At 66.9% G+C, this 24,401-nt stretch carries 19 protein-coding genes; 4 read left to right on the forward strand and 15 right to left on the reverse strand.

Going from position 1 to position 24,401, the window contains the following annotated elements; translation table 11 throughout:
* Position 1 precedes the first annotated feature (1 nt).
* From ABRP17_RS00865 to ABRP17_RS00880, 4 genes are all read right to left on the reverse strand, one after another.
* Positions 2-1,141, reverse strand: a complete 1,140-nt coding sequence (locus tag ABRP17_RS00865) for a two-component system response regulator (RefSeq protein WP_188327289.1) — start codon at positions 1,139-1,141, stop codon at positions 2-4.
* Between the two features lie 190 nt (positions 1,142-1,331).
* Entirely contained in the window at positions 1,332-2,849 is a 1,518-nt protein-coding gene (lysS, locus tag ABRP17_RS00870) for a lysine--tRNA ligase (RefSeq protein WP_349985608.1), read from the reverse strand.
* Between the two features lie 123 nt (positions 2,850-2,972).
* Positions 2,973-4,098 (reverse strand): peptide chain release factor 2 gene (gene prfB / locus ABRP17_RS00875; RefSeq protein WP_188324158.1). Its coding sequence is split into 2 segments (ribosomal slippage): positions 2,973-4,022 and positions 4,024-4,098, totalling 1,125 coding nucleotides; the frame shifts between segments, so codons are not numbered across the junction.
* 93 nt (positions 4,099-4,191) lie between these two features.
* Positions 4,192-5,088, reverse strand: coding sequence for a LytTR family DNA-binding domain-containing protein (locus ABRP17_RS00880; RefSeq protein ID WP_372486849.1), 897 nt, complete (start codon positions 5,086-5,088; stop codon positions 4,192-4,194).
* A 157-nt stretch (positions 5,089-5,245) separates the two neighbouring features.
* Here ABRP17_RS00880 and ABRP17_RS00885 point away from each other — a divergent pair, with 157 nt between their 5' ends.
* Positions 5,246-6,508, forward strand: coding sequence for an acyltransferase family protein (locus tag ABRP17_RS00885; RefSeq protein WP_349985607.1), 1,263 nt, complete (start codon positions 5,246-5,248; stop codon positions 6,506-6,508).
* On the opposite strand, the gene ABRP17_RS00890 is transcribed toward ABRP17_RS00885, so the two are convergent.
* Positions 6,447-9,359, reverse strand: coding sequence for a VIT domain-containing protein (locus ABRP17_RS00890; RefSeq protein WP_349985606.1), 2,913 nt, complete (start codon positions 9,357-9,359; stop codon positions 6,447-6,449). The genes ABRP17_RS00885 and ABRP17_RS00890 overlap by 62 nt on opposite strands.
* Positions 9,360-9,494: 135 nt before the next feature.
* Between ABRP17_RS00890 and ABRP17_RS00895 the strand changes: the two genes are divergently transcribed.
* Positions 9,495-10,550: a DUF1176 domain-containing protein gene (locus ABRP17_RS00895; protein ID WP_349985605.1), complete on the forward strand. Its 1,056-nt coding sequence runs from the start codon at positions 9,495-9,497 to the stop codon at positions 10,548-10,550.
* Between the two features lie 69 nt (positions 10,551-10,619).
* Here the strand turns inward: ABRP17_RS00895 and recJ are convergent, their stop codons facing one another.
* From recJ to dapB, 7 genes are all read right to left on the reverse strand, one after another.
* The gene (recJ, locus tag ABRP17_RS00900) at positions 10,620-12,359 is read right to left on the reverse strand and encodes a single-stranded-DNA-specific exonuclease RecJ (RefSeq protein ID WP_349985604.1); all 1,740 of its coding nucleotides are present in this window, start codon (positions 12,357-12,359) and stop codon (positions 10,620-10,622) included.
* Between the two features lie 269 nt (positions 12,360-12,628).
* Positions 12,629-13,567 carry a phosphoglycerate mutase gene (locus tag ABRP17_RS00905; protein ID WP_372486850.1) on the reverse strand — a complete coding sequence of 313 codons (939 nt, stop codon included), beginning with the start codon at positions 13,565-13,567 and terminating at the stop codon, positions 12,629-12,631.
* A gap of 3 nt (positions 13,568-13,570) precedes the next feature.
* Positions 13,571-14,035 carry a transcription elongation factor GreA gene (greA, locus tag ABRP17_RS00910; RefSeq protein ID WP_188327290.1) on the reverse strand — a complete coding sequence of 155 codons (465 nt, stop codon included), beginning with the start codon at positions 14,033-14,035 and terminating at the stop codon, positions 13,571-13,573.
* 8 nt (positions 14,036-14,043) lie between these two features.
* Positions 14,044-17,286, reverse strand: coding sequence for a carbamoyl-phosphate synthase large subunit (gene carB / locus ABRP17_RS00915; protein WP_349985603.1), 3,243 nt, complete (start codon positions 17,284-17,286; stop codon positions 14,044-14,046).
* Between the two features lie 54 nt (positions 17,287-17,340).
* Positions 17,341-17,895 (reverse strand): hypothetical protein, encoded by a 555-nt coding sequence (locus tag ABRP17_RS00920; RefSeq protein ID WP_349985602.1) that lies wholly within the window; start codon positions 17,893-17,895, stop codon positions 17,341-17,343.
* On the reverse strand, positions 17,895-19,025 hold the full coding sequence (carA, locus tag ABRP17_RS00925; RefSeq protein WP_188324167.1) for a glutamine-hydrolyzing carbamoyl-phosphate synthase small subunit: 1,131 nt from the start codon (positions 19,023-19,025) through the stop codon (positions 17,895-17,897). Before carA ends, ABRP17_RS00920 begins: the two co-directional genes overlap by 1 nt.
* A gap of 317 nt (positions 19,026-19,342) precedes the next feature.
* The gene (gene dapB, locus ABRP17_RS00930) at positions 19,343-20,065 is read right to left on the reverse strand and encodes a 4-hydroxy-tetrahydrodipicolinate reductase (RefSeq protein ID WP_349985601.1); all 723 of its coding nucleotides are present in this window, start codon (positions 20,063-20,065) and stop codon (positions 19,343-19,345) included.
* 126 nt (positions 20,066-20,191) lie between these two features.
* Between dapB and ABRP17_RS00935 the strand changes: the two genes are divergently transcribed.
* Complete coding sequence (locus ABRP17_RS00935) at positions 20,192-20,953, forward strand: 3-oxoacyl-ACP reductase (RefSeq protein ID WP_192079250.1); 762 nt, start codon at positions 20,192-20,194, stop codon at positions 20,951-20,953.
* A 134-nt stretch (positions 20,954-21,087) separates the two neighbouring features.
* Here the strand turns inward: ABRP17_RS00935 and ABRP17_RS00940 are convergent, their stop codons facing one another.
* Genes ABRP17_RS00940 through ABRP17_RS00950 form a run of 3 tightly spaced genes read right to left on the reverse strand, consistent with a single transcriptional unit; the run spans position 21,088 to position 23,452 of the window.
* Positions 21,088-21,342: a DUF6587 family protein gene (locus ABRP17_RS00940; RefSeq protein ID WP_349985600.1), complete on the reverse strand. Its 255-nt coding sequence runs from the start codon at positions 21,340-21,342 to the stop codon at positions 21,088-21,090.
* A complete protein-coding gene (locus ABRP17_RS00945; protein WP_188324171.1) occupies positions 21,342-23,204 on the reverse strand; it encodes a ferrous iron transporter B in 1,863 nt (620 codons plus the stop codon). The genes ABRP17_RS00940 and ABRP17_RS00945 overlap by 1 nt, the downstream gene beginning before the upstream one ends.
* Positions 23,201-23,452: a FeoA family protein gene (locus ABRP17_RS00950; protein ID WP_188324172.1), complete on the reverse strand. Its 252-nt coding sequence runs from the start codon at positions 23,450-23,452 to the stop codon at positions 23,201-23,203. Before ABRP17_RS00950 ends, ABRP17_RS00945 begins: the two co-directional genes overlap by 4 nt.
* 114 nt (positions 23,453-23,566) lie before the next feature.
* On the opposite strand from ABRP17_RS00950, the gene ABRP17_RS00955 reads away from it, so the two are divergent.
* The gene (locus tag ABRP17_RS00955) at positions 23,567-24,355 is read left to right on the forward strand and encodes an enoyl-CoA hydratase-related protein (RefSeq protein WP_349985599.1); all 789 of its coding nucleotides are present in this window, start codon (positions 23,567-23,569) and stop codon (positions 24,353-24,355) included.
* The last annotated feature ends 46 nt before the right edge of the window (positions 24,356-24,401 follow it).

Consider the following 24,401-nt stretch of genomic DNA (forward strand, 5'->3'; position numbering starts at 1 on the left):
GTCAGAAGCCGGGTCGGACCGAAGCGGTGGAGTGTTCGGCGCAGATCTGTTCCAGCTGCTCGCGCCCCTGCAGCAGCGCGTCTACGATACGGGGGTCGAACAAGCGTCCCCGCTGCGCGTATAGATACGCCAACGTGGCATCCATCGTCCACGCCTCCTTGTACGGTCGTGGCGATATCAGCGCGTCGAACACATCGGCAACCGCGACGATGCGCGCCTCCAACGGGATCGCATCGCCAACCAGGCCGTCCGGGTAGCCGCTGCCGTCGTAGCGTTCGTGGTGGCGCAGGGCGATCAAGGCGCCGACCTGGATGAAACGGTTCTGGCTGCCACTGAGCAGCTCGTGGCCGATCCGCGGATGCCGACGCATGATCGCCAGCTCTTCGTCGTTGAGCTTGCCCGGCTTCAGCAGCACCGCATCGGGAATCGCGATCTTGCCCATGTCATGCAGCGGGGCCGCCATTTCGATCAGCTTCACTTCCTCTTCGGGAAGCCCCAACTGTTCGGCGATCAATCCCGCCACCCGGGCCATCCGCTCGAGATACGCGCTGGTGCCCGCATCGCGGAATTCGATGGCGCGCGCCAGCCGTGACAGCGTTTCGCGCTCGCGCTCTTCCACCTCGTGCATGCTGGCCAGCAGGCGCTGCTCCAGCGACAACGCACGCTGCTTCACGTTCTCGGATTGTTTGCGCAGCTGCAGCAGGTTGTAACAGCGTGCGCGCAGCTCGCGTGGCCGGATCGGCTTGACCAGGAAGTCGATGACGCCCGCTTCCAGCGCCGCCTGGCGGATCGGCTCATCGCCGACCACGGTGATCAGGATCACCGGAATGTCGCGGTGCTTGGGCAGGCGACGGAAGCGGCGGGCAAATTCCAGCCCGTCCATCTCCGGCATGCGGTAGTCCAGCAGCAGCAGGTCGACCGGCTGCGACTCGCACCAGTTCAGCGCCGACAGCGGGTCGCCGAAATCGTACACAGCCAGTTCCGGCGCGATGTCTTCGATGACATGGCGCAGCATCGTCCGGGCAGACGTCTGATCGTCAACGATCACAATATTCAATGCTGCTTCTGCCTGCTTGTTCGACCACCCTGGAATCAGGGTTGGCGAGGATAACCTGCCATCCTGCGTGCCCGCACCCTGCATCAGTCCGATATCCGCCATGCGCTCCCCGGATCTTGATCGCCGTCACATTGTGGCGGCATTCTGGACGCGGCCTGCCGCCTCCCCCCAGGAATTGCAGGCCATATCGGCCATCACAGGCCTCGCCGACACGATACTCCAGACATCGCAGCTTAGGTAGGTGCAGGCCTCGGCCGACACCCGGCCCCCGGACTCAGGCTTCCGGACGCATGTACGGGAACAGCAGCACGTCGCGGATCGAACTGCTGCCGGTCAGCAGCATGACCAGGCGGTCGATGCCGATGCCTAGGCCGCCGGTCGGGGCCATGCCGTATTCCAGCGCGCGGATGTAGTCGGCGTCGTAGTGCATCGCCTCGTCGTCGCCACCGTCCTTGGCCTCGACCTGCGCCTGGAACCGGGCCGCCTGGTCTTCCGGGTCATTGAGCTCGGAGAAGCCGTTGGCCAGCTCCTTGCCGTTGATGAACAGCTCGAAGCGGTCGGTATAGCCCGGTGCGTCGTCGTTCGCGCGGGCCAGCGGGGACACTTCCACCGGGTGATCGGTGATGAAGGTCGGCTGGATCAACGTGTGTTCGACGGTGGCCTCGAAGATCTCCAGCAGCAGCTTGCCCCAACCGTAGGACGGCTTGATGCGGATATTCAGACGTTCGCAGTGGGCCGCCAGTGCGTCGCGGTTGGTGCAGTCGGCCAGGCTGATGTCCGGGTTGTGGTGGCGCACGGCCTCGTCCATCCGCCAGCGACGGAACGCCGGCGCCAGGTCGATGCGCGCCCCATCCCACTCCACTTCGGTGGTGCCCAATACCTTCTGCGCCACATCACGGATGACGCCCTCGGTGAGGTCCATCACTTCGTTGTACGTGGCATACGCCTCGTACAGCTCCATCATCGTGAACTCGGGGTTGTGGCGGGTGCTGACGCCCTCGTTGCGGAAGTTGCGGTTGATCTCGTACACGCGCTCCAGGCCACCCACGACCAGGCGCTTGAGGTACAGCTCCGGTGCCACGCGCAAGTACAGGTCCAGGTCCAGCGCATTGTGGTGGGTGGTGAACGGCTTGGCCGTGGCGCCGCCGGGGATGTAATGCATCATCGGCGTTTCGACTTCCAGGAAGTCGCGGTTGTCCAGCCACGCGCGCATGGCGCGGATGATCTTCGAGCGCTTGATGAAGACCTCGCGCGATTCCGGGGTGACGATCAGGTCGACATAGCGCTGGCGATAGCGCTGCTCCACGTCGGCCAGGCCGTGCCACTTGTCCGGCAGCGGACGCAGCGACTTGGTCAGCAGGCGGATCGCGTCGGCCTTCACCGACAGTTCGCCGGTACGGGTGCGGGTCAGACCGCCTTCCACGGCAATGATGTCGCCGACGTCCCAGCCCTTGAAGGCGGTGTAGGCGTCGCCCAGCACGTTGCCCTGCAGGAACACCTGGATGCGGCCGGATTCGTCCTGGATCTGCGCGAAACTGGCCTTGCCCATCACCCGCTTGGCCATCAGTCGGCCCGCCATCCGCACCCGCCGCTCGCCGGCTTCCAGCGCCTCGGCCGTCCACTGGTCGGCGTCGATGAAGTCGGCCTGCAGCGTGCCGGCGAAATCCTCGCGGCGGAAATCATTCGGATAGGCGATGCCCTGGGCGCGCAGCGCGTTCAGTTTGGCGCGACGCTCAGCGATAAGGCTGTTTTCGTCGACGGGGGGCTGCGGCGCGGCGGTCTGCTCGTTCATGGGCGTGGGGGTCGTGTCATTGGGGAGGGGAATCAGGGATTCCAGCCCGCCGAGGATACGACGGACCAGGGGTGGCTGCGCTTGCAGCCACCGGACGGGTCACCGCACCGGTGACCCGCAGGCTCAGGCGTCGCTGCGTTTGGCGCCCGCTTCCAGGCCGGATTTCAGGCTGGCCTCGATGAATTCGTCGAGGTCGCCATCGAGCACCTTCTGCGTGTCCGTACGCTCGATGCCGGTGCGCAGATCCTTGATACGGCTCTGGTCGAGCACGTAGTTGCGGATCTGGCTGCCCCAGCCGATGTCGGACTTGGTCGCTTCCAGCGCATCGCGCTCGGTGTTGCGCTTCTGCACCTCCAGCTCGTACAGCTTGGCGGCCAGCATCTTCATCGCGGTGTCGCGGTTCTGGTGCTGGCTGCGGCCGGTCTGGCAGGCCACGACCGTATTGGTCGGGATGTGCGTGATGCGCACCGCCGATTCGGTCTTGTTGACGTGCTGACCACCGGCGCCGGAGGAGCGATAGACGTCAGTACGTAGATCAGCCGGATTGATGTCGATCTCGATGTTGTCGTCCACTTCCGGCGACACGAACACCGAGGTGAAGCTGGTGTGGCGGCGATTGTCCGAATCGAACGGCGACTTGCGCACTAGGCGGTGCACGCCGATCTCGGTCTTCAGCCAGCCGTAGGCGAAATCGCCCTCCACGCGGAACGTCGCCGACTTGATGCCGGCCACGTCGCCACCGGAGACTTCCATCAGCTCGGTTTTCCAGCCACGCGCTTCGCACCAGCGCAGGTACATGCGCAACATCATCTCGGCCCAGTCCTGGGCTTCGGTGCCACCGGCACCGGCCTGGATGTCGACGAAGGCGTTGCAGTTGTCCATTTCGCCGGAGAACATGCGCTGGAATTCCAGCTGTTCCACGTGCTTCTGGTACTTGTCCAGGTCGGCGACCACCGCGTCGGCGGTTTCCTCGTCCTGCTCGCTCTCCGCCAGCTCCAGCAGGTCGGTCGATTCGGCCAGGCCATCCAGGATGCTGGCGATGCCGCCCACGGTCTTTTCCAGCAGCGAGCGCTCACGCCCCAGGTTCTGGGCGTACTCCGGCTTGTTCCAGATATCGGGGTTTTCGAGTTCCCGGGTTACTTCTTCCAGGCGCTCTTTCTTGACGTCGTAGTCAAAGATACCCCCTGAGCGACAGCACGCGATCGGTCAGATCGGTGATGCGCTGGCGGACAGGATTCAGCTCGAGCATGTCGGCGGTTTCTGTTCGAAAGATGACCTGCAATGATAGCAAACTGCGGCCACCCGGTCGGCCGACCCGGCACCTGCCCGGCGTCGTGGCCGATCACGCGCCCAGCGCCTGGCGCAGCACCGGCAGCTGCCGCCGGCTGCACGGCACCCGACCGCCATCGGCCATGTGCAGCAGGGCTTCGCCCCCTTCGGTGGCTTCGATCGAGCGCAGGCAGGCACGGTTGACCAGCCAGCTGCGGTGGCTGCGCAGGAACAGCTGCGGATCCAGCCGCTGCTCCAGCGCGGCCATGGTGGTCCGCAGCGGGTAGTCGCGTCCGCGCACCCGCAGGTTGACGTAGTTGCTGGCCGCCTGCGCGTACTCGATATCTGCCGTTGCGACGAGGAACTCCTTGCCCAGCGTGCGCACCAGGAAATGCGCCGGGCGATCCACCGGCTCCACCGGCGGCGCATCGTCCGGTGCCGCCAACAGGGCCGCTTCGCCCTGCCGCCGCCGCCCGAACCACGCCACCGCATGCACCGCACAGACAAGGATCGCGTAGGTCTGCACATCCTTGAACAGTTCGTACAGCCACTGGGTGGGCCAGGGTCCGTACTGATAGGTGCTGCCCACCACCGCGTGCGCTGCCTGGCGCAGGGCCACCATGCCGGTGACATGCAGCAGCCACCACGCCACCCCGCCCAGCACATAGACCGGCAATCGCCTCCGCCACGTATCGGCATGCAATGGCCAGCGCCACGCCAGCCGGATCAGCACGGCCAGCAACAGCAGCGACACCCCCCCACTACTGGCTTCATCCACGCTGGTGGAAAACCAGTCGAAGGCTTCGTGGTCGCGGGCAGCACGCATCCAGCCGACCAGCACATTGGCCGCTGCCGTGCCCATGAATACGGCCAGCCAGAACAGGGCCACCGCACGTGCCGTGCGCCGTGGTGACCGGAGAACGTGTGGCGTCGTTGCCGGGGCCTGCGGCGTTGGGTGGGGGCTGTCCATCCGGCGCATTATGGCGTGCGACGACGGTTTCAGCCGCCCCGTTGGTCCCTCCCTGCCCGCCATCGGTCCCTGCCGGTCGCCCACACGGCCCCTGCCCTGCACCGCCTCCACCCGACGACGGCACGCTTCGGACTTCCTTCCCGGGCTGCCCGTCACCATGCACCGCCGACATGATCTCGACGCCCTGCGCGTCCTCGCCCTCATGCTGCTCATCCCGTACCACGTCGGCATGGCCTACGTGGACGACTGGGGCTTTCATCTGAAGAGCGCTTACACGGTGGAATGGCTGCAGTGGCCGATGATCGCGCTCAACCGCTGGCGCATGCCCTTGCTGTTCGCCATCTCCGGCATCGCGCTGGGATTGGCTGTTCCTGCGGCGGGCCGCATGCGCTTTGCGCTGCGCCGCAGTGGGCGGTTGCTGCTGCCGCTGGTGTTCGGCATCGTCGCGGTGGTCAGCCTGCAGGCCTATTGCGAAGCGGTGGATACCGGCGACGTCGCCCCCGGACTGGGCGCCTTCCTGCTCCGCTACTGGCAATTCCGCCCGTGGCCCGGCGCCCACTTCACCGGCGCGGCCTTCGGCTTCACCTGGAACCATCTCTGGTACCTGGCCTATCTGGTTCCGTATTCGCTGCTGATGATCGGGCTGGCGTCGCTGCTGCGGCCCTTGCGCGCGCTGTTGCCCAGCGGGTCGCTGTCGAACCGGGTGATCGCCACGGCCGGCCTGCTGCTGCCGGTGTCCTGGCTGGCCTGGAACATTCTGGTGGTGCTGCCCGACCATCCGCCCACCCATGCCCTGATCGGCGATCTGTTCGTCCATGCCGAGTCGTTGCCGTTGTTCGCGCTGGGTTTCATCGGTGCCCGTTGGCAGCGCGGCTGGGACCTGCTGCTGCGCTGGCGCTGGCCCACGCTGTGGCTGGCCGTGGTGGGCCTGTGCCTCGAGTTGGGCATCCGCGCGCTGGGCCGGATGCCGGGCCTGGACGGAAGCGAGGCGTGGATGCTCGCACTGCCGTGGGCGCAGACCGAGCGCATCGCACGCGCGCTGTACACGTGGACCGCGCTGCTGGCCCTGTTCGGCTGGGCACGAGCATGGCTGGACCGGCCGTTCCGATGGCTGCCCTATGCGCGAGAGGCGGTGTTCTGCCTCTATATCCTGCACCAGACCGTGCTGATCGTGCTGTTGTACTGGCTGCGTCCACTGGCCTTGGGGCCTTGGCTGGAACCGGTGCTGGTGCTGGTCGGCACGTTCGCCGGCAGCCTGCTGCTGCATGAGCTGCTGATCCGCCGCGTGCCCCTGCTGCGGCCGCTGTTCGGCCTGCCGCGCCGGCATCCCGCTCGGAATCCAGCCAGTCCGTCTGCCGTCAACGCACCTCGAACTCGCCCACCAGCACCGTATCCGCCTGATCCTTCAGCCGCAGGGTGACCTGCTGGTCCTGCTGCCGGGCAGTCCCCCAGTGCGTGCTCAGGCGCAGGGTGAGCGTGGTCGCACCGGTCACCAGCTGCTCGCGGCTGCCGAAGAAATTGGCTTCCACCTTGTACACGCCGGGTTTGGCCTCGCGCAGTGAAAACTGCTCGGGCCCATACCCGCCGGTGAAATCCTCCGACATCGCCCCGCCCTGGTAGGTCAATCGATTGCCGTAGTACGCGCGCTCGCCATTCGGGTCGGTCACCCACAGGTCCATGTCACTGTTGTCGCTGTCCCAGCCCAGCACCACGCGCAGGTCCAGTGGCATGGGGGCGCGCAGCCGCGGATCGATCAGACCGGCATCCAGCTGTTCGCGGGCCGCCAGGGTCGTGGCTTCATCCAGCGCGATCAGCGAAATGCCGCTGAAGCGTGCATCCCACGGCCGCAGCACCACTTCGTACAGCGCACTCAATGCGGCCGGGTACTGGCCATCGGCTTCCAACGCCAGCCCCAGGTCGCGGAAACTCTGCGGCTCCTCCTCGCCCAGTGCCAGCACGTCACGGAACACCGGCACCGCCTGCGCTGCGGCCCCTGCCTGCATCAGGCGATAGCCCAATACGCGCAGCACATGGCGGTTCTCCAGCTGCATCTCCGCCAGGTTGGACAGCACCCGCAGGGCCAATGCACGCTGGCCCTTGGCCAGCAGCAGATCAGCCACGTCCAGGTAGAACGCACTGCTGTCGGCATGCGCGGCACGTTCCTGCAGATAAGTGCGGTAGAGCTCTCCCGCACTGGCGGCACGCAGGCGCCGGGCGTAGTCGGAATCCGGTGCCCAGGGCGCAAGCGAAATGGCGATGGCGCCGCTATTGCTCGCGCGATCCCCAGCCACGTCCATCGCCGGACGCCCGGCCGGAGCCGCTGCTGTCACCGCGATGGGCACCGGCGCCGGCGCCGGCGCCCTCATTTCATCGGCGGCACGCGGTTCGGCGAATGCCTGCAGCGCCGCCACGGGGGCGCTCTCCCGCAGTGCCACCGGGCGGCTTTTCTGCTGCTCGACACGCGGGGGTGCCTGCTTCGGCCAGCGCGTCTCCCACCACCGGCGGCGTGCGGCCAGCTGCCCCGCGATCTGCTCCAGCCTGGCGCTGCGCGCGTGCGCGGCGTCGTCCACACCCAGTGCGTGCAGGCGGTCATAGTCGGCACGCAGCGGTGCCGGCGGGCGAATGCCGTTGGCCAGGTAGTCGTCCAGTGTTTCCAGCACGATCAAGGACGTATCTGCGCCGACCAGACCGAACTGCTGCGACAGCGAACGGATGCGCGCATCATGACGCGACGGATCGCCCGCCCAGTCGGCCAGCATCGCCCTGGCCCACGCATGGGCAACAAGACCTCCAGTCACGTCGCGGGCGGCGCTGACCGCAATGCGCTCGGTCACGATGCCACCGTCCGCCCCGCGCAGGCGCAGCATCACGGTCCCATTGTCATCGCGCACGGCACCGTGCACGCGCACCCACCCCTGCGCTGCATCGCTCACCTCGGCGACCAGTTGATCCACGCCGTGTCCTTCGAGCGACATCACCTGCACCCCCTGTTGCAGCAACTGCGGTGCCACGGTTGCGGCGTCGGCGGCACGGGTCAGTACCAGCACGCGCCCGGCGTGCGCCGACGTCCAAGCGCGCAAGCGCGGCACGTCGGTGTTCTCACCTGCGCCACTGATCGCGTACAACCGCTGGCCGGCCCGTAGTGCCGGCAGCGCACGTGCACCGTAGTTGGCCAGGCCATCGCTCACCAGCACGTACTCCTCGATGTCCGCGCGCGGCGTCCACGCCCCCAGTGCGCTGGCACCGTCCAGCGGCAACGCCTGCAGGTGCGCGCGCAGTGCCGACCAGTCGCCACCGCGGATGGCGAAGTCACGCACGGGCTCGGCCTCGTCGCGCAGCACGGTCAGCTGCACCCGCCCCGTGCCGATGGCGCGGAAGTACGCATCCAGGACGGCCAGCTCCGCCTCGCGGTTGCGCCGCACCGCAGACCCCGATGCATCCCACAACAGGCCGACGCGTGACGGCATCGTGCGCGCGCGGACCTGGCTGGCGACGGGCACCTGCGCCAGCAGATAACGCTGGCCCTCATGCGTTCCCGTCACTACATCGGCCTGGCGCACCTGCGGCACGGTCCATTGGGCCAGCGGCGGCAACGCGGCCCCCGCGCCCTGCCAACGGGCGTGATACCGGCCATCGCGCAGGACGAAGGCCCAGCCCGCTGCGGACACCGGACGCGGTGTGCCGCCACCACTTGCCTGCAGGTGCACGTCCACCTGCTGCGCATTCCGGGCGAACTGTAGCGGAAGGCTCCAGCGCAGGCCCTGCGCATCGGCCGGCAACGTCTGCCGCACCACCAGGGCAACGCGTCGGCTGCCGCGTGCGGGGATGGGATAGATGCGCAGGCGGAACTGATTGCCGGCGGTCTGCTCCAGCAAGCCCGGGTCCACCCGGCGTCGTTCGATGGCCTCGAACACCTGCCGACCCTTGGCCTTCGCCACCGGCACCGCGTCGCGCAACGTCCCATCGATGTCCAACGCAAAGCCGGCCACCTGCTGACCGTCCGCGAGCGGAAACGCCAGCTGCCCTTCCAGTACGCGCGCGTTGGGGTTGAAGAACTCCATCTCGATACGGGTTTCGCCGAGGCCGCCGGCGACCTGGCTGTCCAGGCTGACCCGACGCAGCTGTACCGGCACCTCCGCGCCCTTTACCTGCAGCACCGGCGCGGTGACGGCGGCCGCGGGCGGCAGGGGCGAGCGTGCGGCGACCGTTCCGCCGTGCAGACCCGCGGCCAGACAGCAGAGCAGACCGATGCGGCGATGAAGAGATTCCATGGGGCGCTCCTGCGTAGTGGATGCTCCATTGAACGGCTGGTTGCGAGGAACGGGGTTGAGTGGATGCATGATGGGCCTGCACATCCGCATGAGCGACCATGTCACTCCCTGATCGCCCTCCGGAAACTGCTTCCCATGCGCCTACTCTGCCTGCTGCCGTCGTTGCTGCTCGCGCCGTTCACCGCGATCGCCGCACCTGCCATCGTGCCTGGCGTGGACTTCACCCATAACGATTGGACCCTGGCCTGCGACAACACCCGCACCTGCCGCGCGGCGGGCTACCAGAATGAAGAGATGCCAGACAGCCTGCCGGTATCGGTGCTGTTGACCCGCCTGGGTGGGCCGGACCAACCGGTGACCGCCGAACTGATGCTGGGCCAGTACGAAGAGATCACGTTGCCCGCGCGCCTCAGCCTGCAGATCGACGGGGTCGACCAAGGCCGCGTGGACTATGCCGGCCAGGAAGGCACGGCACGGTTTTCACCCAAGCAGGTGGCTGCGCTGCTCACCGCGCTCAGCGGCCAGGGCCGCATCGTGTTCACCGGCAACGAGGGCACGCAGTGGACGCTGTCTGGGCGCGGCGCGTCTGCAGTGCTGCTGAAGATGGATGAGTTCCAGGGTCGCCTGGGCACGCCGGGTGCGCTCATGCGCAAGGGCAAGCGCGCCGAATCGTCGGTGCTGCCTGCGCTGCCGGTACCGGTGGTGGTGCTGGGCACGCTGCCTGCCCCGCGCCCGTCCGATGCCGCGCTGGGCAGCTCAGCTGCGCTGCGTGCCGCATTGGTAGCGGCCACGCCGGCCGAGGACTGCGATGGGATCCAACCGGACCAGACCGTCGTGCTGGACGATCCGGCACCGCCGTTGAACGTGCGGCGACTGAGCGCGGACAAGCTGCTGGTGTCGACGGTGTGCTGGCGCGGCGCCTACAACGAGGGCAGCGGCTATTGGGTGGTCAACGACCGCGCCCCGTATGCGCCCACCCTGGTGACGAATCTGGGCAACGATGACGACGGGCGCAGCATCAGCGGCGCACACAAGGGGCGCGGACTGGGCGATTGCTGGTCGATGAACGGTTGGGGCTGGGATGGACGCCGGTTCGTTGCCACGGCGGTGTCCACCAGCGGCATGTGCCGGTTGGTGGCCGCAGGCGGTGCGTGGGATCTGCCGACGCTGGTGACCCACGTCAAGGAATAAGAGTACGCGGAGGGTATCGCGCGGCCTGATGCAGTATCTGTAGCGCCGAGCCCGGCTCGGCGGACTCCATCAGGCCGCGCTGCAATGCTCGACGATCAACTGGATCGCGGTGCCGCCGCGATAGTCGTCACAGGCCAGCCGATAGGCCAGGTGTACGTTGCGCGCGGGCGCATTGCCGGTCCAGCCGCCGAACTGGATTGCGTTCACTACACCGCTCACGCCCGGTCGACGCAGTTCCAGCTTCAGATGACGCTCCTTCAGCACGCGCCAGTTCGTCACCTCGAAGTGCCCATCGAACAGCGGCTCGGGGAAGCCCTGCCCCCACGGGCCGGCAAGGCGCAGCGCATCAGCGTGCTGGTGATCCAGTTCGTCACTGCCGAGCTCGCCGTCACTGAGCAACTGTTGTTGCAGCATCACCGGGTCCAGCATCTGTTGTACGGCGGCGCAGAACGCGGCATGAAACGCGGCCAGATGCGCATGCGGCATGCTCATGCCCGCCGCCATGGCATGGCCACCGAAACGCTCGATCAGCCCGGGGTGCCGTGCATCCACCAAGGCCAGCGCGTCGCGGATATGCAGGCCGGGGATCGAACGGGCCGATCCGCGCATCGCATCGCTCCCGGGCTCGGCCGGTGCGAACGCCACGACCGGCCGATGCAGACGATCCTTCATCTTCGACGCCACCAATCCCACCACGCCCGGGTGCCAGTCCGCATCGAACAGCACCGCCGCGATCGGCCGCTGGCCGTCATCATCCAGCACGACCTTGGCGACGGCTTTTTCGGCATCGTCGGTCATGGTCTGCTGCACGGCACGTCGTTCGGTGTTGATCTGTTCCAGTGTCTGCGCGATCTCGCGCGCCTGTCGCGGCTCGTCCGTCAGCAGCAACGCGATGCCGAGCGCCATGTCCTCCAGGCGACCGGCGGCGTTGAGCCGTGGCCCCAAGGCAAAGCCGATGTCCGTCGCGGTGAGCCGTGCGGCATCGCGACCGCTGGCTTCAATCAGCGCTTTCAGGCCGACGCAGCCCTGCCCCGCACGCAGCCGGCGCAGGCCGGCGCTGACCAGCGCACGGTTGTTGGCGTCCAGCGCGACCAGATCGGCGACGGTACCCACCGCGACCAGGTCCAGCAGGACGGCAAGGTCCGGCCCCTTGCCATCGGCGAACACCTTCATTTCGCGCAGATGGCGGCGCAGCGCCAGCAGCACGTAGAAAATCACGCCCACGCCCGCAAGCGACTTGCTGGGGAAGGCATCGTCCTGCAGGTTGGGGTCCACGATCACATCGGCAGGCGGCAACTGCGGCCCTGGCAGATGGTGGTCGGTGACCAGTACCTGCCAGCCCTTCGCCTTGGCCGCCGCAACGCCGGCATGGCAGGCGATGCCATGGTCGACGGTCACCAGCAGGTCCGGCTGCAGTGCGGCGAGTTCTTCCACCAGCGCGGGCGACAGGCCATAGCCGTGCACCATGCGATTCGGTACCGCATGGGCCACGTGTCGCGCGCCGAGCATGCGCAGGCCGCGCACGCCGACCGCACAGGCGGTGGCCCCGTCGCAGTCGAAATCGCCGACCACCACGATGCGCTTGTCGTGCGCGATGGCCGCCGTCAGCAACGCGACTGCGCCGTCGATGCCGCCCAGCAGTTCGGGCGCATGCAGGCTGCCCAGCTTGGGCAACGCCAGCTCCGGTGTCGTCGCGCCGCGGCTGGAATACAGCCGTGCCAACAAAGGGAGCGTGCCGTCGGGCCACGATCCCACCTCGGTGTGCTCACGGCGACGGATAAGCAGTGCAGGTTCGGCGGCAGGGGACATCGGCGACGCCGGTTGCAGGAAGACAGCGAATGATACCGCGCTGGCAGCGCCCCGCCGAACGAACGGGCCACAGTTGTTACCTCGGTAGAGCCGACTTCAGTCGGCTGCTGTCACCCAGCCGACTGAAGTCGGCTCTAACCTCTCGGCTGCTGCGACCCAGCCGACTGAAGTCGGCTCTACCTTGTCGGCCGTTTTTCATGAAGCCGACGGAAGGTGTCCCGTCAGCCGTTCTACATGAAGCAGACGAAAGTCATCCCGTCGCCCGTTCTTCATCCAGCCGACGAACGTTCGTCGTGCAGTTGGCGCGGTTTCTTCCAGAAGCTCCAGCGCTGCGAGCGCATGAAGACAAACTGCGTGCCATCTTCGAAATCCAGTACCAGTTGGCGCAGTTCACCGCGCTGCAGGGCAGCCAGCAACGGGGTGATCGCATCGCGACCCAACTGCTCCAGCGAGCGCAGCTGGCGCAGGTCCACCAGCGCATCCACGGTCTGTTCGCCATCGATCTGCACGCCCGCGGCCTGCGCCAGCGCGCGCAGCAGGGCATCGCGGCTGCGCACCTGGGCATGCGGCGTAGTCACCGTGGCGGGGAGGGCGCCCGCTCCCCAGAACCACAGCGAATTGATCGGAGAACTGCCGGCAGCAATGCGCTCGGCGTTCCACGGGTGAGTGTGCAGCACGACCTGCGTTTCCGTCAGCAGGGCACGCCAACGGCGTCCCTCCCCGCCAGATGGCAGATGCGAGAACAGATCATCCCCCAGCACGTCCTCCGGGCTGGCGAAGCGCGGCAGCGGCATGTCGGCGGGCACCTGCAGATACCACCGCGATGCAACGGGTGCGTCCAGTACCAGGCCATGATCGGCGAACAGTGGCTGCAGGGCAGGCAGCAGCGCCACCACATCATCGTGGCCGGGCCGCAGCGTGTCGCCATGGCCCATCATGCGGGCGCCGTGCATGTCCGGCACCACATGGGCCGGATCGGCGCGCAGCCAGAGGTGTCCTTGCGCATCCCCGGCATCGAGTTGCCGCGTCAGGGCGGCGGCGGGCATCTCGCCCGCCGGCGCCACGGTGAAGTGGCGCTGCAGTTGCGCCGCCTCACCTGGCTCGCGAACGTGGTGCTGGGCACGGCCCAGCGCACGTGCGGCGTCATCGGGCAACGCTGCCGCGGAAAACCGGCTCCGCGCTGGCAGCAGCAGCGTTGCGTTGGCCACCGATCAGCCTTCGTAGCTGACGCTGACGATTTCGTACTCGCGCTGGCCAGCAGGCGCATCGATGGTGATGCTGTCGCCCTCCAGCTTGCCGATCATCGCGCGCGCGACAGGCGAGGAGATGGCGATCAGGCCCAGCTTGATGTCCGCTTCGAGGTCACCGACGATCTGGTACTTCTTCTCTTCGTCGGTTTCCACGTCGGCCAGCGTCACCGATGCGCCGAACACCACCTTCGAGCCCGCGTTGAGCTTGGACACGTCGATGATCTCGGCATGGGAAAGCTCACCTTCAAGCTGCTTGATGCGGCCTTCGATGAAGCCCTGCTCCTCGCGCGCGGCGTGGTACTCGGCGTTCTCCTTCAAGTCGCCGTGTTCACGCGCTTCGGCGATCGCCGCGATGACCTTCGGGCGCTTGACCGACTTCAGGTGGTCCAGCTCGTCGCGCAGACGCTGCGCGCCCTTCATCGTGATGGGAGCTCTCATGCGTTCAGTTCCTTGTGCAGTTCCTGCAGCGACCAGACCGGGCCGGTACCGCGGAATTCCAGCGAATGCACCAGTGCCTTGGCACCGGCGATGGTGGTCGAATAGGTCACGCGATGCTGCAGCGCTTCACGACGGATCGAGAACGAGTCATTGATCGCCGCGCGGCCTTCGGTGGTATTGACGATGTAGACGATCTCGCCGTTCTTGATCCGGTCCACGATGTGCGGACGACCCTCCACGACTTTGTTGACGATCTCGCATTCCATGCCGTGCTGCTGCAGCCATGCAGCGGTGCCGCGGGTGGCGACCAGGGTATAGCCCTTGGACAGCAGTGCCTCGGCGACCGGCAGCACGCGCTGCTTGTCCGGGTCACGCACCGACACGAAGGCCTTGCCCACCGGCGGCGCCTTGATGCCACCAGCTTCCTGGGCACGCGCGAACGCGGCACTGAAGCTGCGGCCCACGCCCATCACTTCGCCGGTCGAACGCATCTCCGGCCCGAGGATCGGATCGACGCCCTGGAACTTGGCGAACGGGAAGATCGCCTCTTTCACCGAGTAGTAATCCGGCACGATTTCCTTGGTCGCACCCTGCTCTGCCAGCGTCTTGCCGGCCATGCAGCGGGCGGCGATCTTGGCCAGCGCCATGCCGGTCGCCTTGGACACGAACGGTACGGTGCGCGAAGCGCGCGGATTCACTTCCAGCAGGTAGACGATGTCTTCGCCGTTCTCACCGGCCTGGATGGCGAACTGGGTGTTCATCAGCCCGACCACGTTCAGCGCCTTTGCCAGCTCGACGACCTGGCGACGCAGCTCGGCCTGGGTTTCGGCGGACAGCGAATACGGCGGCAGCGAGCAGGATGAATCGCCCGAATGCACGCCGGCTTCTTCGATGTGCTCCATCAGGCCACCGATGAGCACGTTGCCCTGGTTGTCGGCGATGATGTCCACGTCCACTTCCACGGCATTGTCGAGGAAGCGGTCCAGCAGCACCGGCGAATCATTGGACACCTTGACGGCGTCGCGCACGTAGCGGGCCAGGTCGGACTCGCCGTAGACGATTTCCATCGCGCGGCCGCCCAGCACGTAACTCGGGCGCACCACCAGCGGGTAACCGATCTCGCGCGCCAGCAGCAGCGCTTCCTGGTCGTTGCGGGCGATGCGGTTCGGCGGCTGCTTCAGGCCCAGCTTGTCGACCAGCTGCTGGAAACGCTCGCGGTCTTCGGCCAGGTCGATGGAGTCCGGCGAGGTGCCGATCACCGGCACGCCGTTGGCTTCCAGCGCACGCGCCAGCTTCAGCGGCGTCTGCCCACCGTACTGCACGATCACGCCCTTCGGCTGCTCCAGCTCGACGATCTCCAGCACGTCTTCCAGCGTCAGCGGCTCGAAGTACAGGCGGTCGGAGGTGTCGTAGTCGGTCGAAACCGTTTCCGGGTTGCAGTTGACCATGATGGTTTCATAGCCATCTTCGCGCAGCGCCAGTGCGGCGTGCACGCAGCAGTAGTCGAACTCGATGCCCTGGCCGATGCGGTTCGGACCACCGCCCAGGATCATGATCTTGTCGCGGTTGGTCGGTGCGGCCTCGCATTCGTCCTCGTAGGTCGAATACAGATACGCCGTGCCGGTGGCGAATTCGCCCGCGCAGGAGTCAACCCGCTTGTACACCGGGCGCACCTTGTGCGCACGGCGCAGGGCACGCACGGCGGCTTCATTGGTGCCGGTCAGCTGGGCCAGGCGCGCATCGGAGAAGCCGGCACGCTTGAGCTTGCGCAGGCGCGCAGCATCCAGCCCGTCGATGCCGCTGGCGGCGACTTCGCCCTCAGCGGTGATGATCTCTTCGATCTGGTCCAGGAACCACGGATCGATGAAGGACAGCGCATGGATGTCTTCCACGCTCAGGCCGGCGCGGAACGCATCGGCCACATAGAACAGGCGTTCCGGGCCCGGTGCCTTGAGCTCGCGGCGCATGGTCTGCAGATCGTCTTCGTTGCTCAGGTCCAGCTCGGTCGGGTCGAAGCCCACCTTGCCGGTTTCCAGGCCACGCAGCGCTTTCTGCATCGATTCCTGGAAGGTGCGACCCATCGCCATCACCTCGCCCACCGACTTCATCTGGGTGGTCAAGCGGGCATCGGCGGCCGGGAACTTCTCGAAGGCGAAGCGCGGAATCTTGGTCACCACGTAATCGATGGACGGCTCGAACGACGCCGGGGTCAGGCCGCCGGTGATTTCGTTCTTCAGTTCGTCCAGCGTGTAGCCGACGGCCAGCTTGGCGGCGACCTTGGCGATCGGGAAGCCGGTGGCCTTGGACGCCAGTGCCGACGACCGCGATACGCGCGGGTTCATCTCGATCACCACCACGCGGCCGGTTTCCGGGTTGATGCCGAACTGCACGTTGGAGCCGCCGGTGTCCACGCCGATCTTGCGCAGCACGGCGATGGAGGCATCGCGCAGGCGCTGGTATTCCTTGTCGGTCAGGGTCTGCGCCGGGGCCACGGTGATCGAGTCGCCGGTGTGCACGCCCATCGGGTCCAGGTTTTCGATGGAGCAGACGATGATGCAGTTGTCCGCGGTATCGCGGACCACTTCCATCTCGAACTCCTTCCAGCCGAGCACCGACTCTTCCACCAGCACTTCGGTGGTCGGCGACAGTTCCAGGCCCCGGGTGACGATGTCGATCAGCTCTTCGCGGTTGTACGCGATGCCGCCGCCGCTGCCGCCCAGGGTGAAGCTGGGACGGATGATGGTCGGATAGCCCACGCGCGTCTGGATATCCAGCGCTTCTTCCAGCGTGTGCGCGACGGCCGCCGACGGGCATTCCAGGCCGATTTCGCCCATCGCCACGCGGAACAGCTCGCGGTCTTCGGCCATGCGGATCGCTTCGCGCTTGGCACCGATCAGCTCGACGTTGTACTTCTCCAGCACGCCATTGTCCGCCAGGTCCAGCGCGCAGTTCAGCGCGGTCTGGCCGCCCATGGTCGGCAGCAGGGCGTCGGGCTTCTCCTTGGCGATGATCTTCTCGACCGTCTGCCAGTTGATCGGCTCGATGTAGACGGCATCCGCCATCTCCGGGTCGGTCATGATCGTGGCCGGGTTGCTGTTGACCAGCACCACGCGGTAGCCCTCGTCGCGCAGCGCCTTGCAGGCCTGCGCGCCAGAGTAGTCGAACTCACAGGCCTGGCCGATGACGATCGGGCCAGCACCGATGATGAGGATGGTTTTCAGGTCAGTGCGCTTTGCCATTTTCTTCTCTAGGTCGGTACAGCGTGACAAGGGGGAGTGATCGCACGCTGACGATCAGGACATCTGTTCCGGGTCGAAATCGATGCGGCATTCGCGCTTCAGCGCGCCGGACATCGCTTCGCCGATGTTCTCCGGCATCCCGCCGTCGGCACTGATTCCTTCGATGAAACGTTGAAATGCAGGCGTGCCCATGAACCGGGCGATTTCCACCTTGTTCGCTTCACTTACCTGCGGTGCTTCGGCGTTCGCACCCTGCTGCGCCGCGGCGCTGGCCTGGAAGGTGCGACCCATGTCCTTGCCGGCAGGCGTGGCCAGGAACTGCGTGAACTCAACGACCAGTGCCGCGCCGTCGTCACCTAGATTGCCGGCGATCTGCTGCTGGAAATGCGCATCCAGCAGCTTGCCGATCTGTGTGGCGGCGCAGTCGCGTCCGCTGTCGTCGAGCGCCTGCAACGTGGGCGACACACTGAACAGCACGTCCGCGCTGTTACGGCCCAGGCCTTCCATGCCGAGCTGATGCATGATGAACGCCACATCGGCCGGAGTGGCCGGCTGTGCGCTGGCGGCGCCGGCCAGCAACAGCCCGGCCAGCAGTACGGGAACGCGCATCAGGCGCGGGCTCCCGCCATCAGGGTCACGAAACGATCGAACAGCGGGCCGACATCGGTCGGGCCGGGCGACGCTTCGGGATGGCCCTGGAACGAGAACGCCGGCACGTCGGTGCGCGCGATGCCCTGGTTGGTACCGTCGAACAGCGACCGGTGGGTGACCCGCAACGTGGCCGGCAGGGTCGCCTCATCCACCGCGAAACCGTGGTTCTGCGAGGTGATCATCACCCGGCCCGTGTCCAGATCCTGCACCGGGTGGTTGGCACCGTGGTGGCCAAGGCCCATCTTCATCGTGCTGGCACCAGAGGCCAGCGCGAGCAGCTGGTGGCCCAGGCAGATGCCGAAGGTCGGCACCTTGGCGTCCAGTACGGTCTTGATCGCCGCAATCGCGTAGTCGCACGGTTCCGGATCACCCGGGCCGTTGGACAGGAACACGCCGTCGGGCTTCATCGCCAGCACATCGGCCGCCGGCGTCTGTGCAGGCACCACGGTGACCTCGCAGCCGCGCTCGGCCAGCATGCGCAGGATATTGGTCTTCACGCCGTAGTCGTAGGCCACGACCTTGTACTGCGACGGCACGCTGACGAACGTGTTGGCGTCCAGGTCCAGCTGGCCTTCGGTCCACGTATAGGTCGTTTCGGTCGACACGACCTTGGCCAGGTCCATGCCCTTCAAGCCGGGGAAGCTGCGCGCCGCCTCCAGTGCCTTTTCCACGCTGAGGCCTTCACCGGCCATCAGCGCGCCGTTCTGCGCACCCTTCTCGCGCAGGATGCGGGTCAGTTTGCGGGTGTCGATGCCGGAGATGGCCACCACGCCGCGCTGCAGCAGCCAGTCCTGCAGCGAAACCTGGCTGCGCCAGCTGCTGGGCCGGCGCGGCACATCGCGCACGATCAGGCCGGCGGACCACACCTTGGACGCTTCATTGTCCTGATCGGTCATGCCGGTGTTGCCGATGTGCGGGTAGGTCAGCGTGACCATCTGCCGGGCGTAGGACGGGTCGGTCAGGACTTCCTGATAACCGGTCATGGCGGTGTTGAACACCACTTCGCCAACGGACAGGCCGGGCGCGCCTACGGATTCGCCCTCGAATACGGTGCCGTCTTCGAGGACGAGGATTGCGGCTTGGGTCACGGAAATCTCACTTTGGCTACCGATGGGGTACCGAAGGTCACGCCTGCGCTCACGGTAAAAACCGGTTGCAAAAAAGCGCGGACGTACGGTTCTGGACCGGTCCGGCTATCGTGTTTCGGCGAGTGCGAATTGTAGACGCATGTGGGCGCGCGCGCCAGCGCTGCGTTGCGGAAAGGCGCGCCGGTAGCGCCAACCCATGGTCGGCGAGCGCAGCGGGCCTGTCGCGCGGGCCCACCGGCATCGCTGGCCCACTGGTAGCGCCGAGCCATGCTCGGCGAGCGCAGCGGGCCGTCCGGCCCGGTTCCCCGCCCGCCCGTTCAGCCGTTCAGCAGATCCCGCACGCGATAGCTGCCCGGGGCCTTGCCGGCCAACTGCCCGGCGGCGAACAACGCGCCCCGGGCGAAGATGTCCCGGTTGCTCGCGCGATGCACCAGTTCGATGCGCTCGCCCAGGCCGGTGAACTGGACCAGGTGCTCGCCGATGATGTCGCCGGCACGCAGGCTGGCGTAATGGGGGTGTGCCCCACCCCGCTCCGCTGCGGCGCCCAGTGTCAGCGCGGTCCCCGAGGGGGCATCCAGCTTGCGGGTATGGTGGGATTCGACGATATCGCAGTCCCAGCCAGCCACCGCCTGCGCCGCGCGCTCGACCAGCTCATCCAGCACCGCCACGCCGAGGCTGAAATTGGACGCCCACACCAGCGGGATCGCCTGCCCAGCCTTCGCCAACGTGTCCTGTTGGACGTCGCTGATCCCGGTCGTGCCCGACACCAATCCAGCACCGCGCTGTACGCACAGTGCCAGGATCGCATCGAACCCGGCCGGCAGGCTGAAATCGATGGCCACGTCGAACGGCGGTGCACCCGCCAGTTCGCTGGCGGCGAAGTGCGGGACGCCCTCGATGACACGCTGGGCCGGCGAGTGCCCGGTGAAGGCAGCCACCACCTGCACGTGCTGGGAGTTCTCGGCGGCGAGACGCAACAGGGCCTGGCCCATGCGGCCAGAGGCGCCGTGGATAAGCAAACGTAGCGGAGTCGGATTCATGCACAGAGGCTAGCGGTTGGCCACCTGTTTGCACAGGGGGGCTGGAGACCCGATCCGGTCACTGCACGCGCCCTCACGCAGCAGCTTGCTAGTCTGCGCGCCCGCCTCACGATCCTGCGCCCTACCATGAAGATTGAAGAACAGCTGGTGCTGGTCACCGGCGCAGCACGCGGCCTGGGCCAGCACATCGCCCGCGCGTTCGCCGCGCAGGGTGCGCAGGTGATCATCAACTACCACCGCAGCAGCGACGCCGCCCGCGCGCTGGCGCAGGAGCTCGGTGACCAGGGACTGGCCGTACAGGCCGATGTCACCGACCGCCACCAGGTGGACACCCTGATGACGCTGGCACAGGCACATTTCGGCCGCCCGGTGACCACTGTCGTCAACAATGCGCTGGCCAACTTCTCCTTCAACGGCGAAGCCCGCGAGAAGGCCGACACCATCAGCTGGAGCAGCTTCCAGACGCAGTTCGACGGCAGTGTCCGCGGCGCGCTGAACACGGTGCAGGCCGCCATCCCGGGCATGCGCAGCCAGCAGTTCGGACGCATCATCAACATCGGGACCAACCTCTTCCAGCTTCCGGTCGTGCCCTATCACGATTACACCGCCGCCAAGGCGGCATTGCTGGCACTCACGCGCACCCTGGCCGGTGACCTGGGGCCGGACGGCATAACGGTGAACATGCTTTCCGGCGGACTGCTGCGCATGACCGATGCCAGCGCGGCCACGCCGGAGGCCGTGTTCGATTACATCGCCAGTGCCACCCCGCTGCGCCGCGTCACCACCCCGGCAGAGTTCGCCGATGCGGTGCTGTTCTTCGCATCACCGTGGTCGCGCGCCGTTACCGGCCAGAACCTGGTGGTGGATGGCGGGTTGGTGCGGAACTGACTGCGGGCAAGTGAGGGGTAGAGCCGACTTCAGTCGGCTGCATCCAGCCGACTGAAGTCGGCTCTACCTGCTGCAAGGAGCAGCCGACTGAAGTCGGCTCTACCGGTCCGAGGGAGGAGCCGCCACGTCACTGGTCAGTGCGCCTTCGGCGGGGTGGGCCCGCAGCTGTCACAACCGCCGCAGGCGCCAGCGCTGCCAGTGGCCGGCGGGGCGATGCGCCGCCCCAGCGACTGACGCCAGCCCTTCGTTCCGGGCCGCAACAGGCGCACGGCAATCGCGCCGCGTGCCTTGCGCACCACGCCCGGGAACTGCTTCTTCAGCACCACCCACGCACTGACCAGCACGGCCACCGCGATGATCAGGTACTGCAGCAGCAGGCCGGCCTCCATCAGCCGCCCCCCAGCGCCACGGTCACCTGGTAGGTGATGAGCGCGGCGATGTACGCCGCCGCGAACAGATACACCGTCGCGAAGCTCACCTGCTTCCACGAGTTGGTCTCGCGCTTGATGGTGGCCAGCGTGGAAATGCACATCGGCGCGTAGATGAACCACACCAGCAACGACAGACCGGTCGCCAACGACCAGCCATCGCTGACGATCGGCGTCAGTGCCGAGATGGCCGCATCGTCATCCGCCGCGGACAACGCATAGATGGTCGCCAGCGAAGACACCGCCACTTCGCGTGCGCCCATGCCCGGGATCAACGCGATGCATATCTGCCAGTTGAAACCCAGCGGAGCGAAGATCGCCGTCATCGCGTGGCCCAGCTGGCCGGCGTAGCTGTAATCGATGGCCGGCATGGTCGCGTTCGCCGGCGCACCGGGGAACGACAACAGGAACCACAGCAGGATCGTCAGCGACAGGATGATGCCGCCCACGCGCTTCAGGAAGATCATGCCGCGCTCGTACAGGCCCACCGCCAGGTCACGCGGATGCGGGATCCGGTAGGACGGCAGCTCCAGCATCAGCGGATGCTCGCTCTTGTCGCGGCGCCACTTCTTCATCACCCACGACATCAGCAGCGCGCTGAGGATGCCGGCGATGTACAGGCCGAACAGGACCAGACCCTGCTGGTTGAAGATGCCAACCTTTTCATCCGGGATGAACGCGCCGATCAGCAAGGCATACACCGGCAGGCGCGCTGAACAGGTCATCAGCGGCGCGACCAGAATGGTCGCCAGTCGGTCGCGCGGGTCCTGGATGCTGCGCGTGGCCATGATCCCGGGCACCGCGCAGGCAAAGCTCGACAGCAGCGGAATGAACGACCGTCCGGACAGGCCGGCCGACGCCATCATGCGATCCAGCAGGAACGCCGCGCGCGGCAGGTAGCCGGATTCTTCCAGCGCCAGAATGAAAGCGAACAGGATCAGGATCTGCGGCAGGAACACCACCACACCGCCCAGGCCGGCGATGATGCCGTCGGTGATCAGGCTGGCCAGCGGGCCTTCCGGCAGCACCGCACCGGCCTGCTCACCCAGCCAACCGAACAACGCTTCGATGCCGTCCATCATCGGCGTGGCCCAGGCAAACACCGCCTGGAAAATCAGGAACATCACCACGACCAGGGTCACCAGGCCGAACACCGGATGCAGCAGCCAGCGGTCCAGCGTGTCGTCGATCTTCGCGGTGCGGGTGGGCATGCTGACCGAGGCGTCGAGGATGGCGCGCACCTGCGCGTGGTAATCCGCGCCCTGCCCGTCCACGGCAACGACCGGTGCCCCGAGGTGCGGCACCATCGCGTCCAGCCGCTCCACCAGGGCCTGCGCACCGTGCTTGCGCACGGCGACCGTTTCCACCACGGGTACGCCCAGCGCGCGCTCCAGCGCCGCCACGTCGATCTGGATGCCACGACGCTGCGCGGCGTCCACCATGTTCAGCGCGACCACCATCGGCTTGCCCAGCTCGCGCAGTTCCAGCGCGAAGCGCAGGTGCAGCCGCAGGTTGGTGGCATCGATCACGCACAGCAGCACGTCCGGCGCGGCCTCACCGGGGTAGAAACCGCGGCACAGGTCGCGGGTGATCGCCTCGTCCAGGCTGGCCGGCTGCAGGCTGTAGGCACCCGGCAGATCGAGGATGGCGAACTCGCGACCGGACGGTGCACGCATGCGGCCTTCTTTCCGTTCCACGGTCACGCCGGTGTAGTTGGCCACCTTCTGCCGACTGCCCGTCAGCTGGTTGAACAGCGCCGTCTTGCCGCTGTTCGGGTTACCGACCAGAGCAACGCGCAGCGGCAGGTCCGCAGCAGGGCTCATGCCAACGCTCCCGGCTGGGCGCTCAGCTGCACGCGTGCTGCCTCACTGCGGCGCAGGGCGAAACGGGTAAAACCGACCTGCACCAGCAACGGCTCACCGCCGATGGGGCCGCGCGCGACCAGGCGCACGGACTCGCCCTTGACGAAGCCCAGCTCCCTCAGACGACGGGCGATGGTGTCATTGGCATGCGTGTCATGGACAGTTTCGACCACGGCATTGGTTTGCAAGGGCAGATCGGACAGCGTCACTCGCGCACTTCTCAGTGATAAGAATGGTTCTCAATTCTACCATCGCCGCGCCGCGTCATGGCCCATGACCTTCGGCCCGCTATGATCCATACAGGTATGTACCCACGACTGAAAATGACCGATTCCCTGCTGATCGAGCGCTCCGGCGCCACCCTTACCCTGCGCCTGAACCGGCCGGACCTGCACAACGCCTTCGATGCCGGCCTGATCGCCGACCTGACCGCCGCCCTGCGTCAGGCCGGCAATGACCCCGACGTGCGCGTTGTCGTGCTGGCCGGCGAAGGCCGCTCTTTCTCCGCCGGTGCCGACCTGCACTGGATGCGCGGGATGGCGGCGGCCAGCGAAGCGGACAACCGCATAGATGCACTGGCACTGGCGGCGCTGATGCGCACCCTGGATGAACTGCCCAAGCCGACCATCGCCCGCGTGCAGGGCGCCGCCTTCGGGGGCGGGGTCGGTCTGGTGGCCTGCTGCGACATCGCCATCGGCGTCGACACGGCACGCTTCGGCCTGACCGAGAGCCGGTTGGGCCTGCTGCCTGCGGTCATATCACCGTATGTCGTGGCCGCCATCGGCCCGCGCCAGTCGCGTCGATGGTTCGCCACCGCCGAGCAGTTCGATGCCGCCGCGGCCCTGCAGATGGGCTTGCTGCACCAGGTGGTCACCGCCGGGCAGCTGGATGCGGCTGTGGCCGGACAGGTCAGCCTGCTGCAGAAAGCCGGACCCATCGCCGCAGCCAGCGCCAAGCGCTTGGTAAGCCAGGTGCTGGCCAGCCATGACCGCGACGCACTGGATGCGGCCAACGCGGACCTGATCGCACGCCTGCGGGTGTCGGCCGAGGGCCAGGAAGGCCTGGGGGCTTTTCTGGAAAAACGGTCGCCGAGCTGGGCCGCAGACGCCTGATCCGCGCATTCTTCACGCATTGCCGCCCGGTACGCGCGGATCCTAC

Source organism: Stenotrophomonas sp. WHRI 8082, assembly GCF_040223995.2.
In the GTDB taxonomy this organism is placed as follows: domain Bacteria; phylum Pseudomonadota; class Gammaproteobacteria; order Xanthomonadales; family Xanthomonadaceae; genus Stenotrophomonas.